The organism is Klebsiella quasipneumoniae subsp. quasipneumoniae, from assembly GCF_020525925.1.
Classification (GTDB): domain Bacteria; phylum Pseudomonadota; class Gammaproteobacteria; order Enterobacterales; family Enterobacteriaceae; genus Klebsiella; species Klebsiella quasipneumoniae.
Map to the genome: position 1 here is coordinate 3,613,204 of NZ_CP084876.1, position 16,535 is coordinate 3,629,738.

Genomic DNA, 16,535 nt, shown 5'->3' on the forward strand with positions numbered 1-16,535 from the left:
TTGAATGGGCCAAAGGAGCTAATATGTTTCACCGTTTATGGACATTGATCCGCAAAGAGCTGCAGTCGCTGCTGCGCGAACCGCAGACGCGGGCGATTTTAATCATGCCCGTGCTGATTCAGGTGCTGCTGTTTCCCTTTGCCGCGACGCTGGAGGTGACCAACGCCACCATCGCCATCTATAACGAGGACAGCGGTCGCCACGCGGTGGAACTCACTCAGCGCTTTGCCCGCGCCAAAGCCTTTACCCACGTCCTGCTGCTGAAAAGCCCGCAGGCGATCCAGCCGACCATCGATGAACAAAAAGCCCTGCTGGTGGTGCGCTTCCCGGCGGATTTCTCACGCGACCTCGACAACTATCAAACCGCCCCGCTGCAGCTCCTGCTCGACGGGCGCAACTCCAACAGCGCGCAAATCGCCGCCAACTATCTGCAGCAGGTCGTGAAAAATTACCAGCAGGAACTGCTGGAGGACAAAGCGAAGCCGAACAATAGCGAACTGGTGGTGCGCAACTGGTATAACCCGAATCTCGACTACAAGTGGTTCGTGGTGCCGTCGCTCATCGCCATGATCACCACCATCGGGGTGATGATCGTCACCTCGCTGTCGGTGGCCCGCGAGCGCGAGCAGGGCACCCTCGATCAGCTGCTGGTCTCGCCTCTCGCCACCTGGCAAATCTTTGTCGGTAAAGCGGTGCCGGCGCTGATCGTCGCCACCCTGCAGGCGACTATCGTGCTGGCGATTGGTATCTGGGCCTATCAGATCCCGTTTGCCGGCTCGCTGCTGCTGTTCTATTTCACCATGGTGATTTACGGTCTATCGCTGGTGGGCTTTGGCTTATTAATCTCATCGCTGTGCGCCACGCAGCAGCAGGCGTTTATCGGCGTGTTCGTCTTTATGATGCCGGCGATTCTTCTCTCCGGCTACGTTTCACCGGTGGAAAACATGCCGCAGTGGCTGCAGGATCTGACGTGGATAAACCCGATCCGCCACTTTACCGATATCACCAAGCAAATTTATCTGAAGGATGCGAGTCTGGAGATTGTGTGGGGAAGTTTGTGGCCGCTACTGGTCATAGCGGCCACCACCGGCTCAGCGGCGTATGCGATGTTCCGAAGAAAGATTGCGTAATTTTTTATCTTTCGCCAGCAGCGAGACCAGCGCCGGGCCTGCCAGTATCACCAGCCCGGCGAGGGCCAGCAGCAGGTTGTTGTGCAGCACGCGCGACAGCAGCCACAGCGCTATCATGGCGGCGCCGAAGTACCAGGTGGTGGTGAGCTCCTCAAGGAAGTCTCCCACATCGCGCCAGCGCGCCTCGTGATGACGCTGCAGAAACAGCATCGCCAGCAGCGTGACGCTGTAGAGGACGCACAGCCCTAATCCGACGCGCACCAGCGCGCCGCTCATCCATCCCATCACCAGCACTGCCACGACCAGTAGATGCAACATAATCTGCCAGCAACTAAGACCTGTTGCGACGCGTACACGTTGTTGCCACTTCATGGCTTCTCTCCTGAAGGATTTTTCTCTGCTACTCAGAGTACCGCACTTTACGGAAAATTCCGTAACACCGCATCTTTTTGTGACGTCTACTACACTATTTTATTCAGGAAAGTGACATTTACTGGAGAATTATGGCTGAGCCAACGTCGGGATTTTCGTTGAACGTGCTGACAATTAACACCCATAAAGGCTTTACGGCGTTTAATCGGCGTTTTATTTTGCCCGAGCTGCGCGAAGCCGTTCGCAGCGTCAGCGCTGACATAGTTTGCCTGCAGGAAGTGATGGGCGCTCACGAAGTTCACCCGTTGCATATCGAAAACTGGCCAGATACGACCCATTACGAATTTCTCGCCGACACCATGTGGAGCGACTACGCCTATGGGCGCAACGCGGTCTATCCGGAAGGTCACCATGGCAATGCCGTGCTGTCGCGCTTCCCGATTGAATACTATGAGAATCGCGATATCTCGGTCGGCAACGGGGAGAAACGCGGCCTGCTGTACTGCCGCATCGTGCCGCCTCAGAGCGGCGTCACGATTCACGTCATTTGCGTCCATCTCGGACTGCGTGCCGACCAGCGGCAGGCGCAGCTGGGGATGTTGACGGAATGGGTCAACACCCTGCCCGCCGGCGAGCCGGTGGTAGTGGCCGGTGATTTTAACGACTGGCGTCAGCAGGCTAACCAGCCGTTAAAAGCCCAGGCGGGGCTGGAAGAGATTTTTACCCGCGCCCGCGGACGCCCGGCGCGCACCTTTCCGGTCAGTTTTCCGCTGCTGCGCCTCGATCGCATTTACGTCAAGAACGCCCACGCCAGCCGCCCGAAGGCGCTGGCCCTCAAACAGTGGCGGCATCTGTCCGATCATGCACCCCTTAGCGTGGAGATTCATTTGTGAAATGTCGTTGGCAGGAAGGCAACCGCATTACGCTACTGGAGAACGGCGACCAGTACTATCCGGCGCTGTTTGCGGCCATCGGTCGCGCCAGCCGGCGGGTGATCCTCGAATCCTTTATCTGGTTTGAAGATGAGGTCGGCCGACAGCTGCACGCGGTTCTGCTGAAGGCCGCCCGCCGCGGCATCCAGGTGGAAGTGCTGCTTGACGGCTACGGCTCGCCGGATCTTAGCGATGAGTTTGTCGGCGAACTGACCGCCGCCGGGGTGATTTTCCGCTATTACGACCCGCGCCCTAAGCTGATGGGAATGCGCACTAACCTGTTCCGTCGCATGCACCGTAAAATCGTGGTGATCGACGACACCACCGCCTTTGTCGGCGGTATCAACTACTCCGCTGAACATATGAGCGACTATGGCCCGGAGGCGAAGCAGGATTACACGGTGCAGGTCGAGGGGCCGGTGGTGCTGGATATTCTGCAGTTCGAACTGGAGAATCTGCCCAACAGCGAAACCGCCCGCCGCTGGTGGCGCCGTCGTCGCCATCAGCCGGAGATCAACCAGACCCCCGGCGAGGCGCAGGCGCTGTTCGTCTGGCGCGATAATCAGGATCACCGCGACGATATCGAACGCCACTACCTGAAGATGCTGACCAGCGCCCGCCGGGAGGTGATAATCGCGAACGCCTATTTTTTCCCCGGCTACCGTCTGCTGCATGCGATGCGCAATGCCGCGCGGCGCGGGGTGCGGGTGAAGCTGATCGTCCAGGGCGAACCGGATATTCCAATTGTGAAATTTGGCGCCCACCTGCTCTATCACTACCTCGTCAAAGGCGGCGTGCAGATCTACGAATATCGCCGCCGTCCGCTGCATGGCAAAGTCGCCCTGGCGGACGACCACTGGGCCACCGTCGGGTCGAGCAACCTGGATCCGCTCAGCCTGTCGCTGAATCTGGAAGCCAATCTGATCATCCACGACCGGGTGTTTAACCAGACGCTGCGCGATAACCTTAACGGGCTTATCGCCCGGGATTGCCAGCGGATCGATAAAGCAATGCTGCCGAAACGCAACTGGTGGCGGCTGGGGGTGAGCGTGATGGCCTTCCACTTTCTGCGCCACTTTCCGGCGTGGGTCGGCTGGCTGCCGGCCCATACTCCGCGGCTGGCCAGGGTTAGCCCGCCGGTGCAGCCGGAGATTGAAACGCAGGATCGCGTCGAGTCACCTACCAGGGATAATCCACTATGAGCAAATCGCACCCGCGCTGGCGGATGGCAAAAAGAGTGCTGACCGTGCTCTTTTTTATCGCCGTGATCGTCCTGCTGGTGATTTACGCGCAGAAGGTCGACTGGCAGGAAGTGTGGAAGGTGATCCGCGGCTACGATCGGCTGGCCTTGTTCAGCGCCATTGCGCTGGTCATCGTCAGCTATCTGATCTACGGCTGCTACGATCTGCTTGGCCGCGCCTGGTGCGGACACAAGCTGGCGAAACGCCAGGTAATGCTGGTGTCGTTTATCTGCTATGCCTTCAACCTGACCCTCAGCACCTGGGTCGGCGGCATCGGCATGCGCTACCGGCTGTACTCTCGGCTGGGGCTGAACAATAGCACCATCACCCGTATTTTTTCCTTAAGCATCACCACCAACTGGCTGGGCTATATCCTGCTCGGTGGGGTGATCTTTACGGCGGATCTGGTGAAGCTGCCGTCGCACTGGTACATCAGCCAGACCACCCTGCGGATTATCGGCGGAGCGATGCTATTTCTCACGCTGTGCTATCTCTTCGGCTGCGCGTTCGCCAAACGCCGTCACCTGACGATCAAAGGCCAGCGGCTGGTGCTGCCCTCCTGGCGATTCGCGCTGCTGCAGATGGGGGTCTCGGCGGCGAACTGGATGGCGATGGGGGCGATCATCTGGCTGCTGTTGGGCAGCGAGATTAACTATTTCCTGGTATTGGGAGTGCTGCTGGTGAGCAGTATCGCCGGGGTGATTATCCACATCCCGGCCGGGATTGGCGTGCTGGAGGCGGTGTTTATCGCCATGCTCTCCGGGGAAGAGATTTCGAAGGGGGCGATCATCGCCGCCCTCCTCGCCTGGCGCGCGCTCTATTATTTCCTGCCGCTGCTGCTGGCGACGGTGGCCTATCTGCTGCTGGAGAGTCGGGCGAAAAAGCTGCGGCAAAAGAACCAGCGCAAGCTGGCCCGCGAGTGAAATCGCCCGGCGGCGCTGCGCTTGCACGGGCCTACGGGGTGTGAGCCTGTGAGGGGGGTCCTCCAGGCCGGGTAAGGCGCAGCCGCCACCCGGAAACATCACGGGTACCGCGCCTGGCGTCTCGCCCGGCGGCGCTGCGCTTGCATGGGCCTACGGGGTGTGAGCCTGTGAGAGGGTCCTCCAGGCCGGGTAAGGCGCAGCCGTTACCCGGAAACATCACGGGTACCGCGCCTGGCGTCTCGCCCGGCGGCGCTGCGCTTGCATGGGCCTGAACGCCAGCCGGACTGTTTCCGGGAGAGGGGAAGCACTGCCGTGGGGTTGTTTATGTTATCGGTGGCTTCAGCGTAGTTTGCGCTCCCGGCTAGTCTTCTGCGCTATGTCTCTTACGGCGCAGGGAGCGCACAGGGGGCGGCCAGTCGCCGCCGCCCCCTGTACCCCCGGGCTCCGGCCAGCAAAATCGCCACTGCGTGGTCCCTTCGACTTATCCCTGCAGGCTTCGGGTCGGGCCGAGGCAGCATCCATGCAAAACACGGCCCTCAGCCCGCATCCATGCGGGCTGCCCCGGCCTTCCGGGAACGTCTCAGCGATTTTGAGGCCGTCAGCACCGGCAGTTTCAGTCGCACAAGTGGGTAAATCAACGACAGGTCGCACGAACCCTGTAGGCCGGGTAAGGCGCAGCCGCCACCCGGCAAAAAAACGGCGCAAGAGGGTTGCCTGGAAGGTAATCAATGCTTGCCCGGCGGCGTTACGCTTGCCGGGCGTTCTGAGATGCAACCCCTTGGTATAAAGAGGTTAGCGGCGATTGCCCATAATACGCAGCAGCATCAGGAACAGGTTGATGAAATCCAGATACAGCGTTAAGGCGCCGAGGATCGAGTATTTACGCAGCGTGGCGCTGTCGCGGGTATCAATCTGCTCGCCGATATTTTTCAGCTTCTGGGTGTCGTAGGCGGTCAAGCCGACAAACAGCACCACCCCAATGTAGGTCACGGCCCACATCAGCGCCTCGCTCTTCAGCCACAGGTTGACCAGCGACGCCAGTACGATGCCAATCAGCCCCATAAACAGCATGCTGCCGAAGCCGCTCAGATCGCGTTTAGTGGTGTAGCCGTAAAGGCTCATCGCCCCGAACATCCCGCCAGTGACCACAAAGGTGCTGGCGATGGAGGAGTAGGTATAGGCGATAAAAATGCTCGACAGCGTCAGCCCGGTGAGCGCCGAATAGAGCATAAACAGGGTGGTCGCCATCCCGGCGCTCAGCCGCTGTACCATCCCCGACAGCACAAACACCAGCGCCAGCTGGGCGATGATCAGCCCGAAGAAGGTGATTTTGCTCGAAAAGACGAACATCATCACCGCCGGGGTGTTAGCCGCAAACCACGCGATAAACGCCGTCAGCAGCAGGCCAACCGTCATCCAGCCGTACACCTGCGCCATATAAGTCTGCAAGCCGCTGCGGCCCTGCACTATTGAATCGGAACGCGGATATCTGTCCATGACTCTCTCCTGATTAACAAAGTTTCACTCTGTAAGCGTATCACACTACCAGCGCTCTGCCGCCTGGCGATCGCTGTCGCGGGCGTCGACCCAGCGCTCGCCCTCCGGCGTCGCCTCGCGTTTCCAGAACGGCGCGCGGGTTTTCAGGTAGTCCATCATAAACTCGCCGGCGGCGAAGGCGCTGCCGCGGTGGGCGCTGGTGACGCCGACAAACACAATCTCTTCCCCCGGCCACATTTCGCCGATGCGATGGATAATGGTCACCCGGCCCAGCGGCCAGCGCTCGCGCGCCTGGTCGACGATTTCCGCCAGCGATTTCTCGGTCATCCCCGGATAGTGCTCGAGGGTCAGCGCTTTCACGCTATCGCCGAGGTTGTGATTGCGCACTTTGCCGGTGAAGGTGACCACCGCGCCGTCTTCATCGCGTTCGGCCAGCCAGGGATACTCCTCGCCGACGCTAAAGCGCGCCGGGCTAACGACGATACGAGTTTGCGTCATGTCAGCCTCCGGTGACCGGCGGGAAGAACGCCACTTCATCCCCGCTGGCGACAGGATGGTCAAAGGCGGTCAGCGTCTGGTTAACCGCCGCCAGCAGTTTGCCCTCCTCCAGGGCCAGCGCCCAGCGATCGCCGCGAGCGGCAAGCTGCTGACGCACAGCCTCAACGGTGGCCAGGTCGCTGGCGTCGAGAGTCAGCGAATCAGTACCCACCAGCTCGCGCACCTGGGCAAAAAACAGAACCTTAATCATGGCGTTCGTCCACCTTAAAATCGCCGGATTTGCCGCCGCTTTTCGCCAGCAGACGCACCGGGCCAATCACCATATCCTTCTGCACCGCTTTGCACATATCGTAAATGGTCAGCGCGGCAACCGAGGCGGCGGTAAGGGCTTCCATCTCGACGCCGGTTTTGCCGGTCAGGCGGCAGAGCGATTCGATGCGCACCCGGTTATGTTCCGGCTGCGCCTGCAGATTGACTTCCACTTTGCTGAGCATCAGCGGATGGCACAGCGGGATCAGCTCCCAGGTGCGCTTGGCCGCCTGGATCCCGGCGATACGCGCGGTGGCGAAAACGTCGCCTTTATGGTGGCTGCCGTCGATAATCATCGCCAGGGTCGTCGCCTGCATCTCGACATAAGCCTCAGCGCGCGCTTCGCGCACCGTTTCCGCTTTGCCGGAGACATCCACCATATGGGCTTCGCCCGCGGCGTTAATATGGGTCAGTTGTGACATAAATTATTTCTTCAGGTGAGGAATAAAATTACAAGGACGGGTGCGGGCATCCAGCTGCGGGGCAATAATGTTGTCCCACGCGGTGCGGCAGGCTTTCGTCGAGCCCGGCATGGCGAAGATCAGCGTGTGGTTGGCGACGCCGGCCACCGCCCGGGACTGCAGCGTCGAGGTGCCGATCTCTTCGAACGACAGCATGCGGAACACTTCGCCAAAACCTTCCACCTCACGGTCAAACAGCGGCAGCAGCGCTTCCGGCGCCTGGTCCCCTTCGGTGAATCCGGTCCCGCCGGTGATCAGCACCACCTTCACCTCATCGCTGGCGATCCACGCCGATACCTGGGCGCGGATGGCGTAGCGGTTCTCTTTGACTATCGCCTTATCGACGACATGGTGCCCCGCCTCCTGCGCCGCCTCACGCAGCCAGTGGCCGGAAGTGTCGTCCTCTTCGCCGCGACGACTGGAAACGGTAAGAATAGCAATACGGGTCGGAATAAACTCAGCGCTAGCCTGGCTCATCTGAATGCTCCTTTCGAAAACGATTATCCGCCAATATAGGACAGGTTCTGCGTAATGCCGGTGTTGCCCTGATGCAGGAAATGGGTCTGCTTTTTGTGGGTTAAGGCTTCGGCGATCCGCGCTTCCAGCGCCGCCTGCTGCCGATCATCGGCCATCAGGTCGCGCAGGTCGACGCCGCCTTCGCCAAACAGGCACAGGTGCAGTTTGCCGACGGAGGAGACGCGCAGACGGTTGCAGGTGGCGCAGAAGTCTTTTTCGTACGGCATGATGAGGCCGATCTCGCCGGCGTAGTCCGGATGACAAAAGACCTGCGCCGGACCATCGCTGCGCTGGCGGATCTGGTGGATCCAGCCGCGGCGCAGCAGCTCGTCGCGCAGCACCATGCCGGAGAGATGGTGACGGCGGAACAGGTCGCTGCCCTCGCCGGTTTCCATCAGCTCAATAAACCGCAGCTGAATTCGACGCGGCTGGATCCACGCGAGGAAGGTATCAAGCTGGTGATGGTTAACATCGCGCATCAGCACGGTATTCACCTTCACCTTGTCAAAGCCCGCGGCGAAAGCGGCGTCAATCCCGTCCATCACCTGGTGGAATTTGTCCTGGCCCGTGATGGCATGGAACTGGCGGGCGTCGAGGCTATCGACGCTGACGTTGATCGCCGTCAGCCCGGCATCGCGCCAGCGTTCGACATCGCGCGCCAGGCGGTAACCGTTGGTGGTGACGGCAATCTGACGGATCGCCGGGTTTTCACGCACGGCGGCGATGATCTCGGTGAAGTCACGGCGCAGGGAGGGTTCCCCACCGGTGAGGCGAACTTTTTCAGTGCCCAGCGCGGAGAAAGCGCGCGTAACCCGGCGCACTTCGTCTACGCTGAGAAAGCCGTTGTTATTGACGGCGCCGGGCTTGTAGCCATCCGGCAGGCAGTAGGTGCAACGGAAATTGCACACATCGGTAATCGACAGACGCAGGTAATAAAACTTACGCGCGAATGCATCGGTAAGCTGTGAGGCCATATACACCTTTCCAAATACGGGAGACGCGGTCATTTCTTCCCACGCCCTGGCGACAACCGGGGGCGTCGCGGCCAAACCGCCATATCTTTTGACACAGGCGAAGAGGCTAGAGTGTTAACAGGTTATGCCGATAGTAGCGCGTTCCAGGCGGTTTCGCCATTTGCGATTTCGCTATATATTCTTGTATATATCGCTACCTTCGTGCATTTTCGTTACAGAATAGCCATAAATCATCTTTTTGCCTTGATATCGGTCAGTTTGTCGGGCTCCTCCCATCGTCTTTTAGGGGTAGATCGGGTAGTGTGTGGCCGTTTATGTGAAATAAGGAATTTCTATGCGCAATCGTACATTCGCTGACCTGGATCGGGTGGTGGCGCTCGGCGGCGGGCATGGTCTGGGTCGGGTGATGTCTTCCCTCTCCTCGCTGGGCTCACGGCTGACCGGCATTGTGACCACCACCGACAACGGGGGATCCACCGGGCGGATCCGCCGCTCGGAAGGCGGCATTGCCTGGGGCGATATGCGCAACTGCATCAATCAGTTAATCGCCGAGCCGAGCGTGGCGTCGGCGATGTTTGAGTACCGTTTTAGCGGCAATGGCGAGCTTTCCGGCCATAACCTGGGAAATCTGATGTTAAAGGCGCTGGATCACCTCAGCGTGCGGCCGTTAGAAGCGATCAATTTGATCAGAAACCTGCTCAAAGTGGACGCTTTTCTTATTCCGATGTCGGAACAACCGGTGGATTTAATGGCGCTCGATCATGAAGGCCATGAAGTATACGGTGAAGTGAATATCGATCAGCTGGATAGCGTGCCGCAGGAGTTGATGCTCACCCCGCCGGTACCGGCCACCCGCGAGGCGGTAGAGGCCATCGCCGAAGCCGATCTGATCCTCATCGGCCCGGGCAGTTTCTATACCAGCCTGCTGCCGATCCTGCTGCTTGACGAGATGGCCCAGGCGCTGCGCCGCACTCCGGCGCCGATGGTGTTTATTGATAACCTCGGCAAAGAGCACAGCCCGGCCGCGAGGCTCTCGCTGGCGGAGCGCATCGCGATTATGGAGCGCTACGTTGGCAAGCGGGTGGTGGATGCAGTCATCGCCGGCCCAAAAGCCGATATCAGCGGCATCGACGACCGGCTGGTGATCCAGACGCCGCTGGAAGCCAGCGACGTGCCCTATCGCCATGACCGGGCGCTGCTTCGCGGGGCGCTGGAGAAAGCGCTCCAGCTGCCGGGCTGATCCTGCGCGCCGAAGGCTCGGCTTTCGGCGCACCTTAAAATCTTAAGGTTGTCTTAAAACAGAGCTGGCACTATACCCTTATCTCTTCCTGTGGGTATGTACTATGTCGTTATTGCCTCTGCGTCGGCCGGTCGTCAGCCGCACGACTTATCTGATTATTTTCGCGGTCTATATCGGGCTTTTTCTTAACCTCGCCTTCTACCGCCAGGCGTATACGCTGCTGCCGGTGAACAACCTGCACACCGCGCTGGTGTTTCTGAGTATGCCGCTGGTGGCATTCAGCGTGATGAATATCCTCACCACCCTCGCCTCGTTCCTCAAGCTTGACCGGCTGGTGATTAGCCTTTTTATTCTGCTCAGCGCATCGGCGCAGTACTTCATCTGGAGCTTCGGCGTGGTGATCGACCGCAGCATGATCACCAACATCCTCGACACCACCCCAGCGGAGAGCTTTGCCCTGCTCTCCGGCGAAATGATCGTTGTCCTTGGACTCTCCGGGGTGCTGGCGGCGCTGGTCGCCTGGTGGGTTAAAATTCGTAAACCGGCCACGCTATGGCGCGGCGTGGCCTGGCGCCTGGTGAATATGGTGGCCTCCGCGCTGCTGATCGTCCTGATTGCCGTCCTCTTTTATAAAGACTATGCCTCGCTGTTTCGCAACAACAAGGAGCTGGTGAAATCCCTGAGTCCCTCCAACAGCATTGTGGCGGTGAACTCCTGGTATGCGCACCATCGCATGGACAACCTGCCGCTGGTGAAGATTGGCGAAGATGCCAAACAGAAACCGGTGATGCATAACGGTCCCCGTAAGAACCTGACGATTGTGGTGCTGGGCGAAACTTCCCGGGCGGACAACTTCTCGCTGGGCGGATATCCGCGCGACACCAACCCGCTGATGCAACAGGACGGGGTGATCTACTTCCCGCACACCACCTCCTGCGGAACCGCCACGGCGGTCTCGGTGCCGTGCATGTTCTCCAACATGCCGCGCGCGCACTATGACGAAGAGCTGGCCCATCATCAGGAAGGGGTGCTGGATATTCTGCAGCGCGCCGGCATTCAGGTGTTGTGGAACGACAACGATGGCGGCTGCAAGGGGGCCTGCGATCGGGTACCGCATCAGAACGTGACCGATCTGAAGCTAACCGGGCAGTGCATCGACGGCGAGTGCTACGATGACGTGCTGTTCCATCATCTCGACAGCTATATCGATAACCTGCAACAGGATGGCATTATTGTGCTGCATACCATCGGCAGCCATGGGCCGACGTACTACAATCGCTATCCGGCTGAATTCAAAAAATTCACCCCAACCTGCGACACCAATGAGATCCAGGGCTGTACCCGGGAGCAGTTGACCAACACGTATGACAACACCATCCTGTACGTCGACCACGTGGTGGATAAAGCGATAAAACTCCTGCAGGCGAAACAGGACAAATTCACTACCAGCCTGGTCTATCTTTCCGACCACGGCGAGTCGTTAGGGGAAGATGGGGTCTATTTGCATGGTCTGCCATACTCTATCGCGCCCGATACGCAGAAACACGTGCCGATGGTGATGTGGCTCTCTGCCGACTACCAGCAACGCTACGGCATTTCCGCGCAGTGTCTGCAGCAGCGAGCGAAAAAAGAGAATTACTCGCAGGATAATCTGTTCTCCACCCTGCTCGGCCTGCTCGGCGTCAGCACCCACGAGTACCAGGCGGCAGATGATATTTTAACGCCATGTAGAGAGGCTGGTTGATGAAAATCTTAGTCATTGAAGACGATGCGCTGCTGTTGCAGGGGTTAATCCTGGCGATGCAAAGTGAAGGATACGTGTGCGACGGCGTCTCCACAGCGCACGAAGCGGCGCTGTCGCTGGCCAGCAATCACTATAGCCTGATCGTGCTCGATCTTGGCCTGCCGGACGAAGACGGCCTGCATTTTCTCGCCCGCATGCGACGGGAGAAAATGACTCAGCCGGTGCTGATCCTCACCGCCCGCGATACCCTTGAGGATCGCATTAGCGGTCTCGACACCGGCGCGGATGACTATCTGGTGAAACCCTTTGCCCTGGAAGAGCTGAACGCGCGCATTCGCGCCCTGCTCCGTCGGCATAATAATCAGGGCGATAACGAAATCAGCGTCGGCGACCTGCGCCTCAACGTCACCCGTCGCCAGGTGTGGCTCGGTGAGACGGCGCTGGATCTGACGCCGAAGGAGTATGCCCTGCTATCGCGACTGATGATGAAAGCCGGCAGCCCGGTACATCGCGAGATCCTCTACAACGATATCTACAGCTGGGACAATGAGCCAGCGACCAATACCCTGGAAGTGCACATCCACAACCTGCGCGATAAGATTGGCAAATCGCGGATCCGCACCGTCAGGGGCTTCGGCTATATGCTGGCTAACCACAACGAGACGGAATAGACCATGGCTCTGTTTGCAACCGAAAACTGGACCATGCGCCACCGGCTGCTGTTGACCATCGGCGCCATTCTGGTGGTCTGTCAGCTGATCAGCGTCTTCTGGCTATGGCATGAGAGCAAAGAGCAGATCCAGTTGCTGGTGGCCAGCGCCATCGAAGGGCACAACAATCAGAAGCATGTGGAGCATGAGGTAAGGGAAGCGGTCGCCAGCCTGCTGGTGCCGAGCCTGTTGATCGTGGGTCTGGCGCTGTATATCAGCATGCTGGCGGTACGCAAAATCACCCGCCCGCTTTCACGTCTGCAAAGCGAGCTGGAGAGTCGCACGCCGGACAACCTCACCCCCATCGTGCTCAGCGAATCGGTACCTGAGGTGACGGCGGTGACCACCGCCCTGAATCAGCTGGTTTCCCGCCTCAATCTGACCCTTGACCGCGAACGGCTGTTTACCGCCGACGTGGCGCATGAGCTGCGCACCCCGCTGGCCGGGCTGCGGCTGCACCTTGAGCTGCTGGCGAAAGTGCATGGCATGGGCGTCGACCCGCTGATCCAGCGCCTCGACCAGATGACCACCAGCATTTCGCAGCTGCTGCAGCTGGCACGCGTCGGTCAGTCCTTTTCCGCCGGCAGCTATCAGCAGGTGCTGCTGCTGGATGACGTGGTCAAACCGCTGCAGGATGAGCTGGAGACCATGCTGGCCGAGCGCCAGCAACGGCTGCTGCTGACGGATGTCGAAAGCGAGGCCGTCGTCTCTGGCGACGCGACGCTCATCCGCGTCATTCTGCGCAATCTGGTGGAGAATGCCCATCGCTACAGCCCGCAAGGGTCGACGATCCGCGTGTCGGTGAAAGCGGGTCTGATGCCGGTGATGGCAGTGGAAGATGAAGGACCGGGAATTGATGAGGCGAAAAGCGGCGAACTCAGTAAGGCCTTTGTACGCATGGACAGTCGCTACGGCGGCATAGGGCTTGGACTGAGCATCGTCACGCGCATTGCTCAGCTGCATGACGCCCAGTTCTTTTTGCATAACCGCCAGCCGGGGCCAGGGGTCCGCGCGTGGGTGTTATTCCCGCGGCGTGCGGGTCAGAACGTCAGCACCCACTGATGGAAGAAGGCAACAATAATGACCAGGGCGGTGGCGACCGCCAGATATTCACGGAAGTTGATTTTTTGCATGGGCACTATCCTCATCAGGTTGAGGATAGTGTCGCCTGGCGAGATTAAGCAAACATTAAGAAGGCCGCTTTGCGGCCTTTTTTCTTCTCCGCCGTGGGTTATCTGGCTGCGGAACGGTCAGCGCAGCGCCGTACCTTCACTGCCCCCTCGCCTATCCCCGTCCGGCGGTATGCGCCAACACTCAGGAGGCGGCGATAAACAGTTCGCGCAGCTGATGCAGCTGGTCGCGAATTTGCGCCGCCTCTTCGAACTCGAGGTTCTGCGCGTGCTGCATCATCTGCCCTTCCAGCTCGTGGATTTTCTGCTGCAGCGCTTTTGGCGTCATATCCACGCCGCTGAGCCCGGCAGGCTCGACGGCCTTCGCTTTACCGCGCCCTTTGGCTTTGGTTTTCGCCAGGCTCTGGCCCAGCTGCAGGATATCCACCACTTTCTTGTTCAGCCCCTGCGGCACGATGCCATGCTCTTCGTTGTAGCGCTGCTGCTTCTCCCGTCGCCGCTCCGTCTCACCGATGGCTTTCGCCATCGAGGGAGTGATCTTATCGCCGTACAGAATAGCCTTGCCGTTGACGTTGCGCGCCGCGCGGCCGATGGTCTGGATCAGCGAGCGTTCGGAGCGCAGGAAGCCCTCTTTGTCCGCATCGAGGATCGCCACCAGCGACACCTCCGGCATATCCAGCCCCTCACGCAGCAGGTTGATCCCCACCAGCACGTCAAACTCGCCAAGACGCAGGTCGCGGATAATCTCCATACGTTCGACGGTGTCGATATCCGAGTGCAGATAGCGCACCCGCTCGCCGTGCTCCTCAAGGTACTCGGTTAAGTCTTCCGCCATCCGCTTGGTGAGGGTGGTGACCAGCACGCGCTCGTTGATGGCCGTGCGCAGGCGGATCTCCGACAGCAGGTCGTCGACCTGGGTGGCCACCGGCCGCACTTCGATGATCGGGTCCAGCAGACCGGTCGGACGCACCACCTGATCCACCACCTCGCCGCCGGATTTATCCAGCTCGTAGGCGCCGGGGGTCGCCGACACGTAGATGGTTTGCGGCGCCAGCGCTTCGAATTCTTCAAACTTCATCGGCCGGTTATCCAGCGCCGACGGCAGGCGGAAGCCGTACTCCACCAGCGTCTCTTTGCGCGCCCGGTCGCCGCGGTACATGCCGCCGATCTGCGGCACCGTGACGTGGGATTCGTCGATCACCAGCAGGCCGTCTGCCGGCAGGTAGTCGAACAGGGTGGGAGGCGGCTCGCCGGGCCCGCGCCCGGAGAGGAAGCGCGAGTAGTTTTCAATGCCCGAGCAGTAGCCCAGCTCGTTCATCATTTCGAGGTCGAACTGGGTGCGCTGGGTTAAGCGCTGCTCTTCCAGCAGCTTGTTGTTGGCCAGCAGCACCTTGCGCCGCTCCGCCAGCTCCAGCTTAATCTCTTCCATCGCCTGGACGATGCGTTCCCGCGGCGTCACGTAGTGCGTCTTGGGATAAATGGTGTAGCGCGGCACCGTCGATTCCACATGGCCGGTAAGCGGGTCGAACAGCGACAGGCGCTCAACCTCTTCGTCAAACAGCTCAATGCGCAGGGCGATATCGTCGGATTCCGCCGGGAAGACGTCGATCACCTCGCCGCGCACGCGGAAGGTGCCGCGCTGGAAGGCCTGATCGTTGCGGGTATACTGCAGCTCGGCCAGGCGGCGCAGGATCGCCCGCTGGTCAATCAGCATCCCCACCGTCAGATGCAACATCATTTTCAGATACAGGTCCGGGTCGCCGAGGCCGTAGATAGCCGAGACCGAGGCCACCACCACCACATCGCGCCGCTCAAGCAGCGCTTTAGTGGCCGACAGGCGCATCTGCTCGATATGTTCGTTTACCGAGGCGTCCTTCTCAATGAAGGTATCTGAGCTGGGGACGTAGGCTTCCGGCTGGTAGTAATCGTAGTAGGAGACGAAATACTCGACGGCATTCTCGGGGAAAAATTCTTTCATCTCGCCGTAGAGCTGGGCCGCCAGGGTTTTGTTTGGTGCCAGCACCATCGTCGGCCGCTGCAGATCGGCAATCACGTTGGCGATGGTAAAGGTTTTACCGGAGCCGGTGACCCCCAGCAGCGTTTGATGCGCGAGCCCATCCTCCAGCCCCTCTTCCAGGCGGCGGATGGCTTCCGGTTGGTCTCCGGAGGGGCGAAAGGCGGAATGCAGAACAAACGATTTACTCATCAATCAGAACCTGAAAAAGATTTAGCGGCCGGTGTTTAATTCTACCCCTCGGGCCGTTTTTTGCCAACAAAATATACTGGATATTTAAACAGTACGTGATTATGATAGCGCCACGATTTGGCCTTTTTTGCCGGCAACCGGGATATAAAACGCGCGCCGGGCGGAATAATCCTCCGGCCGTCAGGGTTATCCCCAGAAATTTTTACCTTTTAACATTTGTCAAGCGGACGGGTGAAAGTTTTATGGCAGAAGATGACGCTTTTCTTACACCCATTGATTTTATCTAACAAGCTGATATTTAATGCTTTTAAAGAAAAGACGCCTTTCGCGCCAATTCAGCCGCAAGCCGCGTACGCTCTAGCTTACCGCAGGTTTTCTAACTCTAATACACAAGGTTATCCACAGGAATAGTGGATAACTGTCTGCAGCCCAAGACCGCCGCCGCCCGGCGCAAATCGTCTGGCTGCCTAAACCGCGCGGCGAAAAATTTTTATCGAACTATTTTTGATAACTATCCGCTTAAAGCCGCTCGATTTTTGCTGCTTTTTGCACCACCCTTTAGCGTCGGGCACCGGAAAAGTGCAGCCCCGGCGCTGGCTGTGCCTGATGGTATCGGCGTTTAGCGTTTTTTTCCGAGCGTTCTTTTTCCTGG

Annotated in this window: 17 protein-coding genes and 1 riboswitch; of the genes, 9 read left to right on the top strand and 8 right to left on the bottom strand. The window is 59.3% G+C overall.

Annotated elements, in window-relative coordinates; genetic code table 11:
- The first annotated feature begins 23 nt into the window (after positions 1-23).
- Positions 24-1,130, top strand: coding sequence for an ABC transporter permease (locus LGM20_RS17450; RefSeq protein WP_044521804.1), 1,107 nt, complete (start codon positions 24-26; stop codon positions 1,128-1,130).
- On the opposite strand, the gene LGM20_RS17455 is transcribed toward LGM20_RS17450, so the two are convergent.
- Positions 1,092-1,502 (bottom strand): YbhQ family protein, encoded by a 411-nt coding sequence (locus LGM20_RS17455; RefSeq protein ID WP_044521803.1) that lies wholly within the window; start codon positions 1,500-1,502, stop codon positions 1,092-1,094. The genes LGM20_RS17450 and LGM20_RS17455 overlap by 39 nt on opposite strands.
- A gap of 131 nt (positions 1,503-1,633) precedes the next feature.
- Here LGM20_RS17455 and LGM20_RS17460 point away from each other — a divergent pair, with 131 nt between their 5' ends.
- Genes LGM20_RS17460 through LGM20_RS17470 form a run of 3 tightly spaced genes read left to right on the top strand, consistent with a single transcriptional unit; the run spans position 1,634 to position 4,598 of the window.
- Complete coding sequence (locus LGM20_RS17460; RefSeq protein WP_023288927.1) at positions 1,634-2,395, top strand: endonuclease/exonuclease/phosphatase family protein; 762 nt, start codon at positions 1,634-1,636, stop codon at positions 2,393-2,395.
- Positions 2,392-3,636: a cardiolipin synthase ClsB gene (clsB, locus tag LGM20_RS17465; protein ID WP_023288926.1), complete on the top strand. Its 1,245-nt coding sequence runs from the start codon at positions 2,392-2,394 to the stop codon at positions 3,634-3,636. Before LGM20_RS17460 ends, clsB begins: the two co-directional genes overlap by 4 nt.
- Positions 3,633-4,598, top strand: coding sequence for a lysylphosphatidylglycerol synthase domain-containing protein (locus LGM20_RS17470; protein ID WP_023288925.1), 966 nt, complete (start codon positions 3,633-3,635; stop codon positions 4,596-4,598). Before clsB ends, LGM20_RS17470 begins: the two co-directional genes overlap by 4 nt.
- A 792-nt stretch (positions 4,599-5,390) precedes the next feature.
- On the opposite strand, the gene LGM20_RS17475 is transcribed toward LGM20_RS17470, so the two are convergent.
- The 6 genes from LGM20_RS17475 to moaA all read right to left on the bottom strand — a co-directional run bounded on the left by LGM20_RS17475 (position 5,391) and on the right by moaA (position 8,853).
- Positions 5,391-6,095, bottom strand: a complete 705-nt coding sequence (locus LGM20_RS17475) for a Bax inhibitor-1/YccA family protein (RefSeq protein WP_032455204.1) — start codon at positions 6,093-6,095, stop codon at positions 5,391-5,393.
- 45 nt (positions 6,096-6,140) lie between these two features.
- Complete coding sequence (gene moaE / locus LGM20_RS17480; protein ID WP_023288923.1) at positions 6,141-6,593, bottom strand: molybdopterin synthase catalytic subunit MoaE; 453 nt, start codon at positions 6,591-6,593, stop codon at positions 6,141-6,143.
- 1 nt (position 6,594) lies between these two features.
- The gene (moaD, locus tag LGM20_RS17485) at positions 6,595-6,843 is read right to left on the bottom strand and encodes a molybdopterin synthase sulfur carrier subunit (RefSeq protein WP_023288922.1); all 249 of its coding nucleotides are present in this window, start codon (positions 6,841-6,843) and stop codon (positions 6,595-6,597) included.
- The gene (moaC, locus tag LGM20_RS17490; RefSeq protein WP_004886142.1) at positions 6,836-7,324 is read right to left on the bottom strand and encodes a cyclic pyranopterin monophosphate synthase MoaC; all 489 of its coding nucleotides are present in this window, start codon (positions 7,322-7,324) and stop codon (positions 6,836-6,838) included. Before moaC ends, moaD begins: the two co-directional genes overlap by 8 nt.
- A gap of 3 nt (positions 7,325-7,327) precedes the next feature.
- On the bottom strand, positions 7,328-7,840 hold the full coding sequence (gene moaB / locus LGM20_RS17495) for a molybdenum cofactor biosynthesis protein B (protein WP_044521795.1): 513 nt from the start codon (positions 7,838-7,840) through the stop codon (positions 7,328-7,330).
- Between the two features lie 23 nt (positions 7,841-7,863).
- Positions 7,864-8,853, bottom strand: coding sequence for a GTP 3',8-cyclase MoaA (gene moaA / locus LGM20_RS17500; protein WP_017900173.1), 990 nt, complete (start codon positions 8,851-8,853; stop codon positions 7,864-7,866).
- Positions 8,841-8,979, bottom strand: a riboswitch (molybdenum cofactor riboswitch). It overlaps the preceding gene by 13 nt.
- A 208-nt stretch (positions 8,980-9,187) precedes the next feature.
- On the opposite strand from moaA, the gene yvcK reads away from it, so the two are divergent.
- The 4 genes from yvcK to pmrB all read left to right on the top strand — a co-directional run bounded on the left by yvcK (position 9,188) and on the right by pmrB (position 13,609).
- The gene (gene yvcK, locus LGM20_RS17505) at positions 9,188-10,093 is read left to right on the top strand and encodes a uridine diphosphate-N-acetylglucosamine-binding protein YvcK (RefSeq protein ID WP_023288920.1); all 906 of its coding nucleotides are present in this window, start codon (positions 9,188-9,190) and stop codon (positions 10,091-10,093) included.
- A gap of 103 nt (positions 10,094-10,196) precedes the next feature.
- On the top strand, positions 10,197-11,837 hold the full coding sequence (eptA, locus tag LGM20_RS17510) for a phosphoethanolamine transferase EptA (protein ID WP_044521791.1): 1,641 nt from the start codon (positions 10,197-10,199) through the stop codon (positions 11,835-11,837).
- A complete protein-coding gene (pmrA, locus tag LGM20_RS17515) occupies positions 11,837-12,508 on the top strand; it encodes a two-component system response regulator PmrA (protein WP_023288918.1) in 672 nt (223 codons plus the stop codon). The genes eptA and pmrA overlap by 1 nt, the downstream gene beginning before the upstream one ends.
- 3 nt (positions 12,509-12,511) lie before the next feature.
- A complete protein-coding gene (gene pmrB / locus LGM20_RS17520; RefSeq protein ID WP_023288917.1) occupies positions 12,512-13,609 on the top strand; it encodes a two-component system sensor histidine kinase PmrB in 1,098 nt (365 codons plus the stop codon).
- A gap of 252 nt (positions 13,610-13,861) precedes the next feature.
- Here pmrB and uvrB read toward each other — a convergent pair whose 3' ends face one another.
- Complete coding sequence (gene uvrB / locus LGM20_RS17525) at positions 13,862-15,883, bottom strand: excinuclease ABC subunit UvrB (protein ID WP_004886127.1); 2,022 nt, start codon at positions 15,881-15,883, stop codon at positions 13,862-13,864.
- 410 nt (positions 15,884-16,293) lie between these two features.
- Between uvrB and LGM20_RS17530 the strand changes: the two genes are divergently transcribed.
- Positions 16,294-16,506 (top strand): hypothetical protein, encoded by a 213-nt coding sequence (locus LGM20_RS17530; RefSeq protein WP_044521787.1) that lies wholly within the window; start codon positions 16,294-16,296, stop codon positions 16,504-16,506.
- Positions 16,507-16,535: the final 29 nt, after the last annotated feature.